This window comes from Microbacterium sp. As-52, assembly GCF_049949185.1.
GTDB lineage: Bacteria > Actinomycetota > Actinomycetes > Actinomycetales > Microbacteriaceae > Microbacterium > Microbacterium maritypicum_A.
The window spans coordinates 3,448,387-3,465,518 of the sequence record NZ_CP188171.1; the positions used below are offsets into that span (position 1 = coordinate 3,448,387).

At 68.1% G+C, this 17,132-nt stretch carries 19 protein-coding genes and 1 tRNA gene; 8 read left to right on the forward strand and 12 right to left on the reverse strand.

The genetic code is table 11. The features are described from left to right. Positions 1 to 7: 7 nt before the first annotated feature. Positions 8 to 502 (forward strand): FMN-binding protein, encoded by a 495-nt coding sequence (locus ACLFA2_RS16625; RefSeq protein WP_426621654.1) that lies wholly within the window; start codon positions 8 to 10, stop codon positions 500 to 502. Next, positions 502 to 1,314, forward strand: a complete 813-nt coding sequence (locus tag ACLFA2_RS16630; protein ID WP_315073021.1) for an FAD:protein FMN transferase — start codon at positions 502 to 504, stop codon at positions 1,312 to 1,314. The genes ACLFA2_RS16625 and ACLFA2_RS16630 overlap by 1 nt, the downstream gene beginning before the upstream one ends. On the opposite strand, the gene ACLFA2_RS16635 is transcribed toward ACLFA2_RS16630, so the two are convergent. The 4 genes from ACLFA2_RS16635 to ACLFA2_RS16650 all read right to left on the reverse strand — a co-directional run bounded on the left by ACLFA2_RS16635 (position 1,292) and on the right by ACLFA2_RS16650 (position 4,515). Continuing rightward, positions 1,292 to 2,269, reverse strand: coding sequence for a sensor histidine kinase (locus tag ACLFA2_RS16635; protein ID WP_167254394.1), 978 nt, complete (start codon positions 2,267 to 2,269; stop codon positions 1,292 to 1,294). The two genes, ACLFA2_RS16630 and ACLFA2_RS16635, sit on opposite strands and share 23 nt — an antisense overlap. Continuing rightward, positions 2,266 to 2,943 (reverse strand): response regulator transcription factor, encoded by a 678-nt coding sequence (locus ACLFA2_RS16640; RefSeq protein ID WP_426621655.1) that lies wholly within the window; start codon positions 2,941 to 2,943, stop codon positions 2,266 to 2,268. Before ACLFA2_RS16640 ends, ACLFA2_RS16635 begins: the two co-directional genes overlap by 4 nt. Before the next feature lie 38 nt (positions 2,944 to 2,981). Then, positions 2,982 to 4,274, reverse strand: a complete 1,293-nt coding sequence (nhaA, locus tag ACLFA2_RS16645) for a Na+/H+ antiporter NhaA (protein ID WP_426621656.1) — start codon at positions 4,272 to 4,274, stop codon at positions 2,982 to 2,984. 67 nt (positions 4,275 to 4,341) lie between these two features. Beyond that, the gene (locus tag ACLFA2_RS16650) at positions 4,342 to 4,515 is read right to left on the reverse strand and encodes a hypothetical protein (RefSeq protein WP_017831028.1); all 174 of its coding nucleotides are present in this window, start codon (positions 4,513 to 4,515) and stop codon (positions 4,342 to 4,344) included. 72 nt (positions 4,516 to 4,587) lie between these two features. Here ACLFA2_RS16650 and ACLFA2_RS16655 point away from each other — a divergent pair, with 72 nt between their 5' ends. Further along, entirely contained in the window at positions 4,588 to 6,228 is a 1,641-nt protein-coding gene (locus ACLFA2_RS16655) for an MFS transporter (RefSeq protein ID WP_426621657.1), read from the forward strand. Positions 6,229 to 6,251: 23 nt separating this feature from the next. Here the strand turns inward: ACLFA2_RS16655 and ACLFA2_RS16660 are convergent, their stop codons facing one another. Together ACLFA2_RS16660 and ACLFA2_RS16665 are read right to left on the reverse strand one after the other, a co-directional pair. Continuing rightward, positions 6,252 to 6,689, reverse strand: coding sequence for a cupin domain-containing protein (locus tag ACLFA2_RS16660; protein ID WP_426621658.1), 438 nt, complete (start codon positions 6,687 to 6,689; stop codon positions 6,252 to 6,254). 56 nt (positions 6,690 to 6,745) lie between these two features. After that, a complete protein-coding gene (locus ACLFA2_RS16665; RefSeq protein WP_426621659.1) occupies positions 6,746 to 7,216 on the reverse strand; it encodes a hypothetical protein in 471 nt (156 codons plus the stop codon). Between the two features lie 156 nt (positions 7,217 to 7,372). Here ACLFA2_RS16665 and ACLFA2_RS16670 point away from each other — a divergent pair, with 156 nt between their 5' ends. The 3 genes from ACLFA2_RS16670 (at position 7,373) to ACLFA2_RS16680 (ending at position 9,985) form a co-directional block, all read left to right on the forward strand. Continuing rightward, positions 7,373 to 8,257, forward strand: a complete 885-nt coding sequence (locus ACLFA2_RS16670; protein ID WP_347122902.1) for an aldo/keto reductase — start codon at positions 7,373 to 7,375, stop codon at positions 8,255 to 8,257. Position 8,258: 1 nt separating this feature from the next. Beyond that, entirely contained in the window at positions 8,259 to 9,014 is a 756-nt protein-coding gene (locus ACLFA2_RS16675; RefSeq protein ID WP_426621660.1) for an SDR family oxidoreductase, read from the forward strand. Positions 9,015 to 9,124: 110 nt separating this feature from the next. Further along, positions 9,125 to 9,985, forward strand: a complete 861-nt coding sequence (locus ACLFA2_RS16680; RefSeq protein WP_426621661.1) for a helix-turn-helix transcriptional regulator — start codon at positions 9,125 to 9,127, stop codon at positions 9,983 to 9,985. Between the two features lie 163 nt (positions 9,986 to 10,148). Here ACLFA2_RS16680 and ACLFA2_RS16685 read toward each other — a convergent pair. Further along, positions 10,149 to 10,221: transfer RNA gene (locus ACLFA2_RS16685), tRNA-Arg, on the reverse strand. 16 nt (positions 10,222 to 10,237) lie between these two features. Continuing rightward, entirely contained in the window at positions 10,238 to 11,053 is an 816-nt protein-coding gene (locus ACLFA2_RS16690) for an SGNH/GDSL hydrolase family protein (protein WP_029258420.1), read from the reverse strand. 92 nt (positions 11,054 to 11,145) lie between these two features. Between ACLFA2_RS16690 and argS the strand changes: the two genes are divergently transcribed. Together argS and ACLFA2_RS16700 are read left to right on the forward strand one after the other, a co-directional pair. After that, complete coding sequence (argS, locus tag ACLFA2_RS16695) at positions 11,146 to 12,810, forward strand: arginine--tRNA ligase (RefSeq protein WP_426621662.1); 1,665 nt, start codon at positions 11,146 to 11,148, stop codon at positions 12,808 to 12,810. Between the two features lie 40 nt (positions 12,811 to 12,850). Continuing rightward, positions 12,851 to 13,696: a DUF2993 domain-containing protein gene (locus ACLFA2_RS16700; protein WP_426621663.1), complete on the forward strand. Its 846-nt coding sequence runs from the start codon at positions 12,851 to 12,853 to the stop codon at positions 13,694 to 13,696. 43 nt (positions 13,697 to 13,739) lie between these two features. On the opposite strand, the gene ACLFA2_RS16705 is transcribed toward ACLFA2_RS16700, so the two are convergent. Genes ACLFA2_RS16705 through ACLFA2_RS16720 form a run of 4 tightly spaced genes read right to left on the reverse strand, consistent with a single transcriptional unit; the run spans position 13,740 to position 17,055 of the window. Continuing rightward, a complete protein-coding gene (locus ACLFA2_RS16705) occupies positions 13,740 to 14,489 on the reverse strand; it encodes an alpha/beta fold hydrolase (protein WP_426621664.1) in 750 nt (249 codons plus the stop codon). A 2-nt stretch (positions 14,490 to 14,491) separates the two neighbouring features. After that, positions 14,492 to 15,073, reverse strand: a complete 582-nt coding sequence (locus ACLFA2_RS16710) for a TetR/AcrR family transcriptional regulator (RefSeq protein WP_426621665.1) — start codon at positions 15,071 to 15,073, stop codon at positions 14,492 to 14,494. Continuing rightward, positions 15,051 to 15,953, reverse strand: a complete 903-nt coding sequence (locus ACLFA2_RS16715) for an alpha/beta fold hydrolase (RefSeq protein WP_426621666.1) — start codon at positions 15,951 to 15,953, stop codon at positions 15,051 to 15,053. The genes ACLFA2_RS16710 and ACLFA2_RS16715 overlap by 23 nt, the downstream gene beginning before the upstream one ends. A 55-nt stretch (positions 15,954 to 16,008) precedes the next feature. Further along, positions 16,009 to 17,055: a YihY/virulence factor BrkB family protein gene (locus ACLFA2_RS16720; RefSeq protein WP_426621667.1), complete on the reverse strand. Its 1,047-nt coding sequence runs from the start codon at positions 17,053 to 17,055 to the stop codon at positions 16,009 to 16,011. Positions 17,056 to 17,132: the final 77 nt, after the last annotated feature.

A 17,132-nucleotide genomic window follows, 5' to 3' on the forward strand; every position in this document is an offset into this window, starting at 1 on the left:
GGTCGCCATGAAGAAGATCCTGTATGCCGTGCTCGCGACGATCAGCGGGCTCGTGCTGCTGTTCAGCTATCGCACGTCGCTCGATGCGGTCATGCCGCACGACGCGACTCCTCCGACCACAGGCGCCGTCGGCAGCTCCGGGACGTCGAACTCCGGAGCGTCGAACTCCGGAGCGTCGGACTCCGGAGCGTCGGGCTCCGGAGCGTCGGCGGGTACCGGTCTCGCCGACGGGACCTACACCGGCGCGTCGTCGCAGACCCGGTACGGACCGGTGCAGGTCAGGATCACGGTTTCCGGCGGACAGATCAGCGACGCGCAGGCCATCGATTATCCCGACGGCAACGGCCGGGACCGTCAGATCAACGGCACCGCGATTCCTCGGCTGGTTTCGGAGACTCTGCAGTCGCAGAGCGCGCAGATCCAGATGGTGTCGGGAGCCACGTTTACCAGCGACGGCTACCTCTCGTCGCTGCAGAGCGCGATCGATCAGGCGCACAGCTGATGCGTGGCGCACCGGAGAGCACGCGGGTCTGGGTCGAGAAGATCATGGGCATCCCGATGAGCATCCACCTGATCTCCGCGGGAGATCAGGATGCTGTGGCGACCGAGGGGGCGATCAGAGCGTGCTTCGATGAGCTGCACGACGTGGACGGCATCTTCTCGACCTATCGACCGGACTCCGACATCAACCGCATCCGCCGAGGAGAGCTGTCTCTGGCTGACGCCGACCCGCGGGTGGCGTTCGCGTCTGCTGCGTGCGAACGCGCAGCGCACGCGACCGGTGGGCTGTTCTCTGGGTATCGGGAAGGGTGGTTCGATCCCACCGGCTGGGTCAAGGGGTGGGCGGTCGAGGAGGCGAGCCGTCGCCACCTCGCACCGCTGCTGACCTCGGCGGTCGCGGTCGGGATCAACGCGGGCGGAGACCTGCAGCTGTTCACGGCGGACGGATCGGATCGGCGGTGGCACGTGGGGATCGCTGATCCGCACGACCGCGGTCGGGTGCTCGCCACGCTCGATATCGCCAACGGTGCTGTCGCCACATCGGGCACTGCCGAGCGCGGCCACCACATCCTCGATCCGCGAACGGGCGCGCCGGCGACCGGCGTGGCGTCCGCGACCGTCGTCTCTGACGGCCTCGCGCAGGCGGACGTCTGGGCGACCGCAGCCGTCGTGGCAGGAGCTCTTGATCATTCCTGGATCGAGGCTTCCGCCTCGCGCACCGGCATCGTGGTGGACCACGAGGGGGCTGTCACGCGCTGGCTCGGTTCGACGATGATCGACGTGTGCGCGGTCAGCGGGACGCGGGAAGTGTGAGGAGGAAGGTCGTGCCGCGGGCGGTCGAACTCTCGACCTCGATGGAACCGCCGGCCCGGCGCGCGACATCGCGCACGAGCGAGAGTCCGAGGCCGAAGCCGCGCAGGCGCCCGCTCTCGGGCGGGCGGGCGAAGCGCTCGAAGATCTGATCCGAGGGGATCCCGGCGATGCCCGGTCCCTCATCGGTCACACGAACGGTGACGTCACGCGCGTCCGTGCCGATGCGGATGGTGACTGCGCCGCCGGCAGGAGAGTGCTGTACCGCGTTGTCGAGCAGAGCGACGAGGACGCGGACCAGTGTCACCGTGGGGATCCGAGCGACGGCCCCGTCGTCGACGACGGTCACCGTGAGAGCCACCTCGTGCTCGTCCGCGATCGTCGAGATCGCGGCGACCGCCGTGGACGCTGCACTCGCCACTTCGGCCTCTCCGTCGTCATGGGACGCCCCCTCGGCCGCTATCAACAGGTCGTTCAGCACATCTCCCATGGAGTCTGCATCTCGACGGAGCTCGACCAGGCCGGGGCCGATGTCCTCACCCCGGTCGAGGCGTCGCTGAAGCACTTGGATGCGACTCGTCACCGTCGTCAGGGGCGTGCGCAGCTCATGGCTGGCATCGGCCACGAAGTTGCGCTGTCGGCGCAGTGCCTCACCCAGCGGGCGAACCGACCGTCGGGCGGCGACGGCGGCCACGATCCCCAGCAGCACGACGCCGATGACGCCCAACACGATCACCACGGGCACGACCACATCGATGTCGACGATGAAGTCGTCGCGTGCACCGACGGGGCCGCCGAACCATCCACCGCCGTGTTCTTCCCCTTCCCGTCGGGAGGTGGAGAGGATCACGGTGATCAGGATCCCGATGCCCATCGCAACGATCACACCCGACGCGACGCCCACCCACAGCCCGATCGACAATGCCGCTCGGCGCACCCGCGCCGCGTCGTCGCTCATGAGGGCGTCCCCGCCCGGTACCCCCGTGCACGCACGGTCTCGATCATCTCTGCGCTCGTCTTGCGCCGCACATAGTGCACATACGTGTCGACGGAACTCGTCGTGTCCCCCTCGTGGAACACCGCGTGCAGGATCTCTTCCCGGGTGAACACATGCTCGGGGCTGGCCGTGAGCAGCTCCAGCAGGGCACTCTCGGTCGCCGTCAATGCCACGCGATACCCCGTCGGGTCGTAGATCGCCTGGGCATCAGGGACGAAGACCCACTCGCCCAGGGGCCTGCGCGCGCCCTGCGCACGGAACGCTCTCCGCAGCGCGCGAAGGCGCGCCAGCAGTTCGTCGTAGTCGAACGGCTTCACCAGGTAGTCGTTCGCTCCGCCGTCGAGACCTGTCACGCGATCATCGACGGTACCGAGGGCCGTCAGCATCAGGACGGGCGTCGTGATGTGTGCTGTGCGCACCGCATGCACGAAGGCCACGCCGTCCATGCCCGGGAGCCTCCGGTCGACCACCATCACGCCGTAACGCCGACTCAGTGCGAGTCGCAGGGCGCTCTCGCCGTCCGGAGCGTGATCCACGTCGTACACGTCGCCCAGCACCTCCACCGTCAAGGCGGCGATCTCCGCGTCGTCCTCCACGTAGAGGAGCTTTCCGCGCGGCGCATCGGTCTGGTTCATGGCGGCCGTCCTCGGGGAGTCGTCCGTGATCTTCGTGATCAGAGTACGCCCGCACCGGCGTCGTGAACCTCACGACGCCCCCGTGCATTGCTGCGTGCCAGGATGATCCCGCCGAGCAGGGCGGCGATGAACGATCCGACCAGTACCCCGATCTTCACGTGTTCGTCTGCAACCGAGCTCGATCCGTAGGCGAGTTCGCCCACCAGGAGGGACACCGTGAACCCGATACCGGCGAGGAACGCCATTCCGGTCAGATCGGGCCAGCGCAGCGACTCGTCCAGGCGCAGCGCAGGGAGGCGACTCAGCAGGAAGGTCGTGGCGAGGATGCCGATCGGCTTCCCGATCACGAGGCCGACGACGATTCCGATGGTGATCGGGTCCGTGAACGCCGACGTGAGGCCTGCCCACCCGCCGACGGTGACCCCGGCGGCGAAGAAGGCGAAGACCGGGACCGCGAACAGCGTGGCCACGATGCTCCAACGGTCGGCGAAGTGCGCGGCCATGCCGTCGTAGACCGGTCGGCCGGTATCGTCCGTGCCGACCCGCACGCGGGCGCGCTCCGTCGCCGTGACGGGCACGACGAAGCCGAGAAGCACGCCGGCGACGGTCGCGTGCACACCGGATGCGTGGATGCACACCCAGACGGCGATGGCGAGGGGGAGCAGGATCCACCACGCCCGCACCCCCTTCGCCACCAGGGCGGCGAATCCCGCCAGCGGCAGCAGCGCCAGGATCAGCCAGGGAAAGCTGATGGTGTCGGTGTAGAACGTCGCGATGATGGTGATCGCGATGAGGTCGTCGATGATCGCCAGCGTGAGCAGGAAAACCCGAAGGGCGGGAGGCAGGAACTTGCCGACCACGGCGATCACGGCCACGGCGAACGCGATGTCGGTGGCCGTGGGGATCGCCCAGCCGCGCAGGGCATCCGAACCGCCGGCGGCGTTGATCACGACGAAGATGAGAGCGGGAACCACCACGCCGCCGATCGCGGCCGCGATCGGCAGGGCGGCTCGACGCGGATCGCGCAGGCGTCCGGCGACGAACTCCTCCTTCAGCTCGAGACCGACGACGAAGAAGAAGATCGCCAGCAGGCCGTCGGACGCCCAGGCGCCGACGCTGAGTTCGAGATGCAGTTCCGGGATGCCGAACGTGAAGTCGCGCACGGACTCGTACCAGGGGGCGGCGGGACTGTTGGCGAGGACGAGCGCGGCGAACGTCGCCGCGAGCAGGAGCGACCCGCCGAGGACGTCGCTGCGGGCGTTGGAGCGGATGCCGTTCCACAGCGCATGCGGGGCGAGGGAGAAACGGGCAGGGGAAGAATTCGGGGACACGGAAAAGACCTCACGCGAGAGAAGGGGTGAATGGCGCAGAAGACCAGCGCCCCGTTCGAGGCGTGGTCTAGTTCCGTGGCGGCGGGCAGCCGGCGATCTCGCCGTGCGAGAGGGTGCCCCAGACACTGGTCCACCCGTTCGTGCCCGGGTGCAGGATGACCCGCATCCATTCCCTCATCGGGGTCGCCGAACGGAGACGGTGCGGGGCACGCGTCGAACCGGCGATCGAGAGGAGGGGCACGTATCGAGCCTATCGTCGTCCCGCTGGGATAACGCCTACCGCGATCGAATTTCGCTAACTAGGCTAGCGATCATGGAAAGATACGTGCGCTGGCGTTGGCTCGGGCTCGTCTTCATCAGCATCGCGGTCTCGCTGATCATCGTCGATTCGACGATCGTCAACGTGGCGATCCCCGCGATCGTGGAGGACCTCGGCATCACCTCGACCGAGGTCCAGTGGGTGCAGGAGTCGTACACGCTCGTCTTCGCGTCGCTGCTGCTCGTCTTCGGCAGCCTCGCCGACCGTTTCGGTCGACGCCGGGTGATGATCATCGGCGTCGTCGTCTTCGGAGCCTCGTCGGTGTTCGCCGCCCTGTCGCCGGACGGCGGCATGCTCATCCTGGCCCGACTGGCGCAGGGCGTCGGCGGTGCGATGATCCTCCCCACCACCCTCTCGATCATCAACGCGACCTTCCGAGGCAGGGAGCGCGGAATCGCGTTCGCCGTATGGGGTTCCACGATCGGCGGCATGGCGGCCGTCGGTCCGCTCCTCGGCGGGTGGCTCACGACCGCCTACTCGTGGCGCTGGGCTTTCGGCATCAACATCCCCCTCGGCGTCATCATCGTGGTCGGCGTGCTCCTGACCGTCGCGGAATCGCGCAGCGATCGCGTCTCCCGCGTCGACATCATCGGAGCATTGCTGTCGATAGCGGCGATGGGAAGCCTCGTGTTCGGCCTGATCGAGGGACGGACCTACGGCTGGTGGCTCGTCGACACGCGGCCGCAGATCGGTGACTGGGCCTGGCCGTGGGAGCTGTCGCCGATCCCGCTGTTCTTCGCCGTCGCCGTCCTCGCCGTCATCGCGTTCATCCTGTGGGGACGGCACCGCGAACGGGTGGGGAAGTCGACGCTGCTGGCGCTGCGGCTGTTCTCGATCTCCTCGTTCCGCAACGGGAACATCGCCGCAGCGGTGGTGTCGTTGGGGGAGTTCGGCATCATCCTCGCGCTTCCGCTCTGGCTGCATTTCGTTCTCGGTTTCGAAGCCGTGCAGACAGGGCTGCTCCTGCTCGCACTGGCGGGCGGATCGTTCCTCGCCAGCGGTGTCGCCGGAGCCTCGAGCGGAAAGGTCGCCCCGGTCTGGGTGGTGCGTGCCGGCCTCATCGCCGAGATCATCGGTGTCGCGGGAGTCGGCTTCGTCATCGGCCCTGATGCATCCTGGGGACCGCTCATCCCGTTCCTCTTCGTCTACGGACTCGGTGTCGGCCTCGCCACGGCGCAGCTAACCGGGGTCGTGCTCGCCGAGGTGCCGGTCGCGGACAGCGGGGCGGCCTCGGGCACGCAGTCCACGTCTCGGCAGATCGGCGCCGCCCTCGGCGTCGCTGTTCTTGGCACTGTTCTCTTCACCAGTACCGCCGGGATCCTCGCGTCTTCGCTCGACGAGCGCGGTGTCCCCGCCGCCCAGCGCGACCAGATCGTGTCGGCCGTGGTCGACAGCGCAGGGGCGGCGATCAGCGGGCTGGAATCGAATGCCGCGACCGCTGATGCGGCCGATGATGCCAAGGCCGCCTTCTCCGAAGGGACCCGCTACGCCGCCTGGACAGCGGCAGGGTTCCTCGCCCTCGGCCTGCTCGCCACCGTGTCCCTCGGATCGACCACGGTGCGCACCCGGCCGGAGGACGAGGACGGGCGGACGGAGGAAGAAGGCCGCCAGCAAAACGACGAAAGAGCAATCTGACGGAGGGCGTCGCCACTCCCGCCCTACTGTCGCGAAGCAGGATCTCCGGTCCGCCGGTCGAAGCGCCCCGCGTAGTCGTCGTCGGTGATGTGCTCTTTCCGCTCCGTGGTCTCCGCAGGGTCGTCCGCGTTCTCGAGCATGGCGATGTGCTCCATGAAAGAGTCTCCCGCAGCGGCGTGCCAGTGATCCTGTCCGGGCGGCGTGTACAGCGTCTCTCCGGGGTGCACGTCGATGATCTGCCCGTCGCGCGTCCCGAAGCGGGCGACGCCCTGGGTGACACGAAGGTACTGACCTCGGGCGTGCGAGTGCCACGCGGAGCGCGAACCGGGGGCGAACTTGACGATGGCCACGGTCATCCGTTGGTCCCCATCGTGCGGTGCGGCGATTCGGTCCACCCAGACGTCTCCCACGAACTGGTCTGCAGTGTTCTTGGCGGTCGGTGTGGTCGGTTCGAGGTTCACAGTGGCGTTCCGATCGCAGTGAAGGAGAAGGGGGGCAGAGGAGGCGGGGAGTCGGGTCAGCGGAGAGCATTCTCGCGGATGTCGGCGAGCGCGTTCATGAACCCTTCCGAACATCCGCTGGAGCCCGCGAGTCGGTCGACCACGATGTCGTCGAGCGGCGTGCCCACCACCTCTCTCGGGAGGGCATCAGCGAACCGCTGTTGATACCCCAGCGATATCTCGTCATCTGCCGGCGTGGTGATGTCGACGTCTGTGACGATGCCGTTCTCGATGGTGAGAGTCACGTCGTGATGGGACGGGAGCGAGCCATACCAGCCGCGTGCGGAGTACTCTCCGTCACGATAGGCGTCCGTGGTCACGGCGTCTCCCTCGACCCTCGGTGGTGCTGATGGTGCCGAGACGTCGGGCCGTGCATCGTCTGATCCGGCGCACGCGGCGATCGAGACGGCCGATGCCACGATGCCGACAGCAGCGGCGACCCGGCGCCCGACTTTCGTAGGGCGTTGCGGGGAAGCGGTGCGGGCCATGTTTCGACGGTACGCCCATGCCTCATCGCCTGGGGTGCTCTGCTGTTACCTGGATAGGTGGCCCCTGGTGCTGCGTTGCGGCGGGCGGGACTGACCGCTTATCCGTGTAACGACAGTCACTCCCAGGTGCTGATGGATGGTCATAGTGTCGATCCCATGACGAACACTCACCTCACCCTGAACAACGGCGTCGAGATGCCCGCATTGGGTTTCGGCGTCTTCCAGACACCGCCGGACGAAACGGTCGAGGCTGTCTCTTCCGCCCTCTCCACGGGGTACCGTCTCATCGATACCGCCGCCGCATACGCCAACGAGCGAGGAGTGGGCGACGCCGTCAAGGCGTCCGGTCTTTCCCGCGACGACGTGTTCATCGAGTCGAAGGTCTGGATCAGCGACTACGGCTACGACCAGACGCTGCACGCGTTCGAGAAGAGCGCCCGCAAGCTCCAGGTCGACGTCATCGACCTCTTCATCCTCCACCAGGCCCTCCCCGGTGAGTTCGACAAGACCATCGCCGCCTACACGGCGCTGGAGACTCTCCTCGCCGAGGGCAAGGTCCGCGCCATCGGCGTGAGCAACTTCATGGTCGACCACCTCACGACGCTGCTCGCGCAGACCGAGATCGTGCCGGCGGTGAACCAGATCGAGGTGCACCCGTACTTCCAGCAGCGCGAGCTGCAGGCGTTCGGCAAGGACCGCGGCATCCTCACACAGGCCTGGTCGCCCATCGGCGGCATCACGTCCTACCGAGGGGACGATTCCCAGAGCACGTTCAACGACCCCGTCATCGTCGCCATCGCCGACGCACATGGAAAGTCGGCAGCGCAGGTGATGCTCCGCTGGCACATCCAGAACGGCGTCCAGGCCATCCCCAAGTCGGTGAAGCCTGCTCGTATTGCGGAGAACTTCGACGTGTTCGACTTCGAACTCACCGACGACGAGATCGCTCGCATCGACGCTCTCGATACCGGCGTTCGCGGGGGCCCGGAGCCCGAGGTCATCACGCTCGAGGCGTTCGGTCGCGATATCCCGGAGAACTGACATGAGCGAGCAGTCCACGGTTCTCGTCGTGGGGGCGACCGGAAGCATCGGCGTGCACGTCGTCCGCGAGGCCCTCACGAGAGGACGACACGTGCGCGCGTTGGTGCGTGACGCATCTCGTGCCGCGCGGGTCCCGGAGGGCGCGGAGATCGTCATCGGTGATCTCACCTCGGCCGAGACGCTGGCGGACGCTGTCGCCGGGATCGGCTCCGTGGTCTTCGTCCACGGCTCCCATGGTGGCCATGGTGTCGCCGAGAAGGTCGACTACGGAGCAGTGGCCAATGTGCTCACTGTGCTCGACGGACGCCCTGTGCGCATCGCCCTGATGACCGCTGTCGGCACGACGGATCGGGCGAACGAAGGTCACGACTGGAAACGGAGGGCCGAGCGCCTCGTCCGCGCGTCCGGCAACCGGTACACGGTCGTCCGCCCCGGCTGGTTCGACTACAACGCACCGGACGAGCGCCACATCGTCTTCCGCCAAGGGGACCAGTACAGCACGGCCTCGCCGGCAGACGGGGTCATCGCCCGCGACCAGATCGCGCGCGTGCTGCTCGACTGTCTGGAGATCGACGCGGCGGACCACCGAACCCTTGAATTGGTCGCGGAGCGAGGGGCAGCGCAGGAGGACCTGGCCCCCGAGTTCGAGGCGCTCGTCCGAGATACTGGAATCGACGGCGCACTCGACATCCCGAACATGCCCCTCACCGACGAACCGGCCACCGTGCGGGACGACCTGAGCCGGCTCGGCCGGTAGCTCGTCGACCGGCGGCTCGTGAGCGCCGCCGGTCGGAACGTATCCGCACACGACACCCATCCACACACGACACCCATCCACACACGACGGGAAGGCACGACGTGGCAGGCATGACGCAACGAGCCGAGGTGAGTGAGTTCCTCTCCACGCGGCGAGCACGACTCACCCCGGAGCAGGCCGGCATCATCGGCGGAGGCCGACGACGTGTCACCGGTCTCCGCCGCGAAGAGGTGGCCATGTTGGCCGGGATGAGCGTCGACTACTACGCGAGGATGGAGCGCGGCAACCTGTCCGGCGTCTCCCCGGAAGTGCTCGAGTCGCTCGGGCGCGCACTCCACCTCGACGACGCCGAGCTCGCCCACCTCCATGACCTCGCCCGAAACGCCGCGCCAAACCGTTCGGCACGCGCACGTCCGCGGGCTGCGACGCCCGCCATCCGCCCCGCACTTCAGCGACTCCTGGACAGCATCAGCGTTCCCGCCTACATCTCGAACGCACGCAAGGACTTCCTCGCCGTGAACGTCATCGGTCGGGCCGTCTTCGCGCCGATTCTGGACGACGCCGCCAATCAGCGCAACAACGCCCGCTACACGTTCTTCAACCCCGCTGCGCAGAACTTCTACGTCGATTGGGAGTCCGGGGCCAACAGCATCGTCGCCTCACTCAGAATCGAAGCGGGACGCAACCCGCACGACAAGGACCTCACCGATCTGATCGGCGAACTCGTCACGCGTAGCGACGTCTTCCGCACGCGCTGGGCAGCCCACGATGTTCGCTTTCACCGCACCGGCAGCAAACGGATCCACCATCCGGACGTCGGGGCACTCCTCTTCGACTACGAGGGTTTCGAGCTGCCTGCGGATCCCGGGCTCGTCATGTTCACCATGACCCCCTCGCCGGGCGGCCCCACCGAAGAGCGTCTCCGATTGCTGGGGAGTCTGTCCGCCATGGAGAGCGCTCAGTCGGAGTGATCCACCGACGTCGAGCGGGCCCGGTGCTCGCCATGACGCGGGTCCGAAGCCCCACTAGTGCTCGCCGGTCCTGTGTACGAGAAAAGCCGCCTGAAACCAGGCGGCTTTCTCATACTCGGATGGACTTCGTATGGATTGACGTTCCATTCGCGTACAACGTGTGTGCCCCCGACAGGAGTCGAACCTGCGACCTACGGTACCGGAAACCGGCGCTCTATCCACTGAGCTACGGAGGCGTACCGATCGACAATATCACTCGTCGGGGGTGGTCTCCGACCCACCGGCCACGGTGACGGGCGCGGCGCGCAGTTCGTCCAGCGCCGCAGCGAGCTTCTCGGCCAGATAACGGTGGCCGTCCGTGGAGGGATGCTGGCGTCCCGCGTCCACGTCGATCACATCGAGGTAGTTCTGCGGGGTGATCCAGTCCTGGGCGATGGGGGAGATGTACCACCAGCCGCGTGCGGCGGCGAGCTCGGAGAGATCCGCGTCGATACGCGCGGTGGCCGTGCCCACGGGGAGCTCGTGCGGCGCCGGACCGAGCACCACGATCGTCGCCTCCGGGTAGGTGGCGGCCATCGCGTCCCACGCGGCGTTGACGGCCTCGCGGTACCCGGCGACACCCTGTGCGCGGTCGTTGATGGACCCCTGGAGGATGACGAGATCCGGCGAGAGGGACGGGTCGAGGGCGGCGATCCGCTCGCCGAAGGAGGGGCCGTCGATCCCGGGCTTCAGGTATCCGCTCCCGCGGACTCCGTTCACGACGGTTTCGCCGTCGAGCAGGTCCGCCAACAGGTAGGCGTAGCCGAGGGTCGGGACGGTCGCCGCCGAACCGTAGGTCCAGGAGTCGCCGAACACCAGCACGGTCGGATGCTCCGGCAGGACGAGCGGCGCCGGAGCGATGACCGCCGAGGGGCCGGATGCCGCATCGGCGGGTGCGCTGATCGGAGTCGTGGAGGGCGCCGGGATCCATGGCCGCCACACGCCGAGGACCACTGCCGCGACGGCGATGAGCAGGCCGGCGGCGATACCGGCGGCGCCCACTCGGCGACGGGTGGCGGGCGGCTTCATGGCATGAGAGTAGATCACCGGAGGCCGAACGCAAATTCGGGGAGCCCCGCGCCGTCGGTCGTGACCTTCCGGCCCCGTAAACTGGGGAGGCTATGAACCCCGAAACCCTCGCCGCAGCCGTCCTCGCCGTCCTCGCACCGATCGCCGAGGAACGACGTCCCGGCGAGCCGCTGGAGCTCTCCGCATCCGACATCGTGCTCGAGCGCCCCCGCAACCGCGACCACGGCGACTGGTCCTCGAACATCGCCATGCGCATGGCCAAGCCGTTCGGCGCGAACCCGCGCGAGCTCGCGCAGCAGATCGTCGACGGCCTCGCCGACGTCGACGGCATCGCCAGCGCTGAGGTCGCCGGCCCCGGGTTCATCAACATCCGTCTCGACGCCGCAGCGGCGGGTGCGCTGGCGAAGGTCATCGTCGATGCCGGCGCCGCCTACGGCACGAACACGTCGCAGGCGGGAGTGAGTGTGAACGTCGAGTTCGTGTCGGCGAACCCGACGGGACCGCTGCACATCGCCCACACGCGCTGGGCCGCCCTCGGCGACTCGATCGTGCGTCTACTCCTCGCGAGCGGTGCGAACGCCGTGCGTGAGTACTACATCAACGACGCGGGTGCGCAGATGGAGCGCTTCGCGAGCTCGGTGCTCGCGGCGGCGAAGGGCGACCCCACCCCCGAGGGCGGCTACCCGGGCGCGTACATCACGACCCTCGCCGGTCGCGTGCTCGAAGCGCGCCCCGATCTGCTGCAGCTTCCCGAGACCGAGCAGTCCACCGTCGCGATGGAACTCGCGTACGAATTCCAGCTCGCCGAGATCAAGAGCTCGCTGGACCGCTTCAATGTGCCGTTCGACGTCTGGTTCTCGGAGCGCACGCTGCACGCCAAGGATGCGTCCGGCACGAGCCTGATCGACCAGGCCGTCGACCGTCTGCGCGAGCAGGGACACGTGTTCGACGACGAGGGCGCCGTGTGGGTGCGCACGACCGACTTCGGTGACGACAAGGATCGTGTCATCCGCCGGTCGAACGGCGAGTACACGTACTTCGCCGCCGACGCCGCCTACTACCTGAACAAGGGCGACCGCGGCTTCCAGAACAAGATCTACCTTCTCGGCGCCGACCACCACGGTTACGTGCACCGCCTCAAGGCCGTCGCCGGAGCGGCAGGAGAGGACCCGGAGAAGAACGTCCAGGTGCTCATTGGCCAGATGGTGTCGATCAACGGTGCGCGCCTCAGCAAGCGTGCGGGAAACATCATCGAGATGGATGATCTGCTCGACTGGCTCGGTAGCGATGCGCTGCGATACTCGCTGGAGCGCTCGCCCGCCGACTCGCCGCTCGACCTCGACCCCGAGCTTCTGCAGAAGCGCACGAACGACAATCCGGTGTTCTACGTGCAGTACGCCCACGCGCGTACCCACAACGTCGCACGCAACGCCGGCCAGTCCGGTGTGGACCGCTCGGAGTTCGCTCCCGAGACGCTCACGCACGAGACCGAGGCGGCGCTGCTCGGTGCGCTGCAGGAGTTCCCGCGCATCGTGGCGTTCGCCGCCGAGGTGCGCGAACCGCACCGTGTCGCCCGCTACCTCGAGGAGCTCGCCGGCCTGTACCACCGCTGGTACGACAACTGCCGCGTGATCCCGCTGAGCGAAGACCCGATCGAGAGCGTCCACCGCACCCGGCTGTGGCTCAACGACGCCACAGGTCAGGTGCTGCGCAACGGACTCGAGCTCCTCGGCGTCTCCGCACCAGAGCGGATGTAGTGCGGCTCGGCGTTCTTCTCGGTGCGGCAGGATGGCAGGCATGAGCGACGACAACCACACCCTGCCGTACCCCGACGCCGCCGCGGAGCATCCGACGCTCGTGATCCCCGGTTCTGCCTCCGCTCAGGAGGCGGCCGCGCCGCGCACACGGCCCCGCTGGCCATGGGTGCTGCTGATCGTGGTCGTCGTGCTCGCAGTGCTCGTGGTCGCTGCGGAACTCATCGCTCGCGCCGTGCTCCCCGGCGTCGTGCGGTCGATCGTCGTGGAACAGCTCGACCTGCCCGCCGACCAGCAGCTCGACGTCGAGACGCAGGGGCTCCTGCTGCCGCAGCTGATCGGCGGCACCCTCGACACGCTGCGTCTGTCGACGGATTCGGTGACGTTGGAGGGCATCACGGGCGCCGTCGATGTGACAGCGACGGACGTCCCGCTGCACGGCGGCGATCTGGGCGGCGCCTCCGGGACCATCCGCATCGATCAGGAGCAGTTCACGTCTCTGCTCGCCGGGACCGATCTGCCCGTCGACTCCGTGGAGTTCGCCGCCCCGAACGCCACGGTGAGCGGGTCGATCAGCGTGCTCGGGGCCGCCGTTCCGCTGTCGCTCACGCTCACGCCCGGAACAACCGACGGCGACCTCGAGCTGACACCGGTCGCCGCGAGTATCGGCGGACTGGACATCGACATCGACCGGGTCGCCTCCACTCTCGGATCCCTCGGCGAAGGCCTGACCCAGCCGCAACGGGTGTGCATCGCCGATCAGCTACCCGCAGGCCTCGCCCTCACCGGTCTCGAGGTCGTCGACGGTGCGGCCGTGATCGATATCGATGTCGACGGGGCGATCGTCACCGACACCACGCTCCAGGACAAGGGCGTCTGCCCGAGCTGACCCCGAGTCGTCTTCCGGCGGCGCTCTGACCCGGCGTCCCGGGCTACGCGGGGTGAGGGGGCTCGTCGAGCGTCGCCTCGATGTGTCGGGCGAGCCACGAGGGACGCTGCAGGGGGATGCCGTGTCCGCAGTCGTCGACGACGCGCAGATCGCTGTGGGGGAGTGAAGCGTGGAGCAGAGCGGCTGAGCGCTTCATGAGCGACCTCTCCTTCCCCCCGACGAGGATCGACGCCGCTCCGGGATACGACCGCCAGGCTGGCGGTGGTGAGAATCGAAGGTTCTCCGCGACGGAGTGGAGCAGACTCTCCCGTGAGATGCCAACCGACGTACGCACGTAGTCGTCCAGGAGCTCGTCCGGGATGAACAGCTCCCGGGCCTGCATCCGGGCGAACCACTGCTTCTTCGCGAGGCCGGCGGTCGCGCCGAGAAGCGCGAGTGTGGGACGGGTCGCCCACATCGGAGCGGCCTGTGCGCTGACCACGACGACGTTCCGCACCCTCTCTGCGTGCCGAGCTGCGAGCTGCACGGTCAGCTGGGCGCCGAGTGAGAAGCCGACGACCGTGGCGGGTCTCCCGAGGTCGTCCAGCAGGCGGGCGAGGGCCGTGGTCGTGACCGCGTGAGACACATATGCCTCGTCGGTGCTGTGACCATGTCCGGGAAGATCGGGGACGACGATGCGTAGACCCTCGCCGAGGTGCGCGCGCAGCGGCTCCCACATCCACCCGGCGACACCTCCACCGTGCAGGAGCAGCAGGGGATGTCCGTCGCGTGCTCCGAAGCTCTCCACATGCATGGTCAGGTCCTCTCGAAGGTCTCGGCCATGCGGCCGATCGTGTCGATCGCGCGTTCGAGTTGCGCGGAGTCGAACGGTCCGAGCAGTCGTGCCGCCGAGAGGAGGCCGATCGACGCGCTCGAGAGCGCGAGGGCGAGCGCCTCGACGTCCACGTCCGCCACGATCTCGCCGCGCCGTTGCAGGCCGTGCAGCCACTCGACGACGCGTCGCTGCCGATCGCGATACCGGCTGTCCGTGATCTCCGCCACGTGCGCACCGAGGATGCCACGGTCGTCGAGGAACGCCGCCGTCATGAGCGCATCGGCACTCAGCGCGCGTGCGGAGGCGCGATACGCAGAACTCAGGCGGGGTCGGTCGCCCAGTTCGCGGCTCAGGCGGTCATTCATGCGCGCCGTCCCGCGCTGCAGGAGTGCATCGAGGATCTCCCGCTTGCCGCTGAATTCCAGATAGACCGCACCCTTGCCGATCCCGGCGCCGTCGGCGATCGACGACACGCTCACGCTGTCGAAGCCTTGCGCGAGCACCAGTCGTTCGGCCGCGTCGAGGATGCGCTCGCGACGGTCAGGGACGCGGGGTCTGGGCATCGCCGCTCCTTTCCAGGTGTTCCCGCATGGCCGGGATGACGAGGTCGGGGCGGTCGCGCTGCACCCAGTGTCCGGCACCGGGTACGGTCACCAGCGACCCCACCGGCAGCTGCTCGGCGGCGATCCGGATGCGCGCGAGGGGAACGCCGGAGTCACGATCGCCGTGCACGAGGAGCGTGGGCGTCGTGATCGAAGGCAGCTGCTCGACGTACACGGTGCGCAGTCGATTCCAGAGCACCTGATCGCGCTGCCATTCCCCGAACGTCTCCAGGCCGGTGCCGGTGGCGGCCTCGGCGAGCACCGCATCCACGAGTTCAGGCGTGCGCGCTGTCGGGTTCCGCACCAGCTCTCGCAGCCCTCGTTCCATCGCCGAACGGTTGTGCGCGTACGCGCGGGTCATCCGGGCGAGCAGACCCGAACGCAGCAGGAGGAATGTGCCGAAGTGCGTGAACCGACCGGAGAAGCCGTCGGCCAGACGGGGCATCAGACCGTAGCATCCGAGAAGTATCGCTGATCGTGCGCGGCCGGGTCGATCCAGGAGATGCCCGACCGCCATGCCGCCGCCGAGTGAGAGGCCGGCGACGGCGTAGTCGGCGAGACCGATCCTGTCGACGAGCTCGCCCACGTATCGCACGAGCCGTTCCTGAGTGAGCGGCCGGTCCGGACGTGGACTCTGCCCGAAGCCCGGATGGTCGGGCGCGATCACGCGGTGCCCCGCCTCGGCGAGAGCATGTCCGACCGCGCTCCACGAGAGTTGGGCGTTGTCGGCACCGCCGCCGTGCAGGAGCAGGACGGGCATACCGGACTCGCATGCCGGTCGCCACTCCAGAGCGGAGACCGTGGCATGGGGGAGGACGATGCTCGTGCGCCGGGGATCCATGGCATCCTCTCGTTGTGACCAATCTACTCGATCTGGTCACAACGAGAGCACCCGGTCACGAAGTGGTGTCAGGACTCGCGGCCTTCTGCGCCGCTCGCAGTTCGGCCGTGGCGATCTGCACGTCGACCTCCGCGCGCTGCAGTCGTCGCTGCGGAAACGTGGTCGCCGCGAACTTCGCGTGCACGCGATCGGACTTCTCCTCTTCGGCAGTCACGATGTAGGCGCAGGCGAAAAGCATCACCTGTGCGGAGAAGTTCAGCCAGATCAGCAGCGCGAGCAGCGAGGCGAACGAGGCCAGCAGCGGATTGCTCGTGGCGCCACCCACGAAGAGGCCAGACAGCTCCTGCAGTGCCAGGAGTCCCAGCGCGCCCAGCAGCGCACCGGACCAGAGCGATCGAGGCGACGGGCGGACTCCGGACAGCAGGCGGAACACACCGATGATGATCACCGCGTCCAGGGCGAAGACGACCACGAGCGACACCAGGCGCACCGTCCAGGCCGCGACGGGTGAGTCCTCGGGAAGGCCGAGCATTCCGGCGATCCATGTGACGCCGAGCTGGCCGGCGAAGGTGAGGAAGGCCGAGGCGACGAACGCGACACCGATGCCGAGCGCGAGCGCGAGGTTGCGCAGGATCACCCAGATCCAGAGGATGTCGTCCTGCACGGTCCCGGCGAGCACGCGCACGGCCGTGCGCAGTGAGCCGATGGCGCCGAGCGCGGACCCCACGAGGGCGACGAGGGAGATGATCCCGGCGATCGACAGCGAGGCGGGCGCACGCAGATCCTCGGTCTTGATCACGCCATCCTCGCCGATGAGCCCCGGTACCGCCGCCTGCACGGAGCCGATGATCGCCTGCCAGGCCACGGGATTCCCGGCGAGCCACAGCGCCGCGATGGAGAAGCCCAGCAGCACGCCGGCGAACACGCTGAAGAGCGCCCGGTACGTGACGCTGTCGGCGAGCATCGGTCCGCGACGCTCGGTGTAGAGCAACGCGGCGCGCACCGGTCGGCGCGCGAGAGCCCAGGCGATCACCGGCCCGGTGATGCGCGCGATGAGTCCCGGCTCTGCGGGGGAGTCTGATCTCGTTTCGCTGTTCGTCACGCCCCCACACTATGAGGCGACGCCGGTCGCCCGCAGGGGCTTGACGCCGCGCGTCACCCTGACCAAGGGCGACCGGG

What these genes read in the sequence shown, in the direction of transcription:
- ACLFA2_RS16625 (WP_426621654.1), top strand. Translation starts at nt 8, where the DNA reads ATGAAGAAGATCCTGTATGCCGTGCTCGCGACGATCAGCGGGCTCGTG.
- ACLFA2_RS16630 (WP_315073021.1), top strand. Translation starts at nt 502, where the DNA reads ATGCGTGGCGCACCGGAGAGCACGCGGGTCTGGGTCGAGAAGATCATG.
- ACLFA2_RS16635 (WP_167254394.1), bottom strand. Translation starts at nt 2,269, where the DNA reads ATGAGCGACGACGCGGCGCGGGTGCGCCGAGCGGCATTGTCGATCGGG.
- ACLFA2_RS16640 (WP_426621655.1), bottom strand. Translation starts at nt 2,943, where the DNA reads ATGAACCAGACCGATGCGCCGCGCGGAAAGCTCCTCTACGTGGAGGAC.
- ACLFA2_RS16655 (WP_426621657.1), top strand. Translation starts at nt 4,588, where the DNA reads ATGGAAAGATACGTGCGCTGGCGTTGGCTCGGGCTCGTCTTCATCAGC.
- ACLFA2_RS16665 (WP_426621659.1), bottom strand. Translation starts at nt 7,216, where the DNA reads ATGGCCCGCACCGCTTCCCCGCAACGCCCTACGAAAGTCGGGCGCCGG.
- ACLFA2_RS16670 (WP_347122902.1), top strand. Translation starts at nt 7,373, where the DNA reads ATGACGAACACTCACCTCACCCTGAACAACGGCGTCGAGATGCCCGCA.
- ACLFA2_RS16675 (WP_426621660.1), top strand. Translation starts at nt 8,259, where the DNA reads ATGAGCGAGCAGTCCACGGTTCTCGTCGTGGGGGCGACCGGAAGCATC.
- ACLFA2_RS16680 (WP_426621661.1), top strand. Translation starts at nt 9,125, where the DNA reads ATGACGCAACGAGCCGAGGTGAGTGAGTTCCTCTCCACGCGGCGAGCA.
- ACLFA2_RS16690 (WP_029258420.1), bottom strand. Translation starts at nt 11,053, where the DNA reads ATGAAGCCGCCCGCCACCCGTCGCCGAGTGGGCGCCGCCGGTATCGCC.
- argS (WP_426621662.1), top strand. Translation starts at nt 11,146, where the DNA reads ATGAACCCCGAAACCCTCGCCGCAGCCGTCCTCGCCGTCCTCGCACCG.
- ACLFA2_RS16700 (WP_426621663.1), top strand. Translation starts at nt 12,851, where the DNA reads ATGAGCGACGACAACCACACCCTGCCGTACCCCGACGCCGCCGCGGAG.
- ACLFA2_RS16705 (WP_426621664.1), bottom strand. Translation starts at nt 14,489, where the DNA reads ATGCATGTGGAGAGCTTCGGAGCACGCGACGGACATCCCCTGCTGCTC.
- ACLFA2_RS16710 (WP_426621665.1), bottom strand. Translation starts at nt 15,073, where the DNA reads ATGCCCAGACCCCGCGTCCCTGACCGTCGCGAGCGCATCCTCGACGCG.
- ACLFA2_RS16715 (WP_426621666.1), bottom strand. Translation starts at nt 15,953, where the DNA reads ATGGATCCCCGGCGCACGAGCATCGTCCTCCCCCATGCCACGGTCTCC.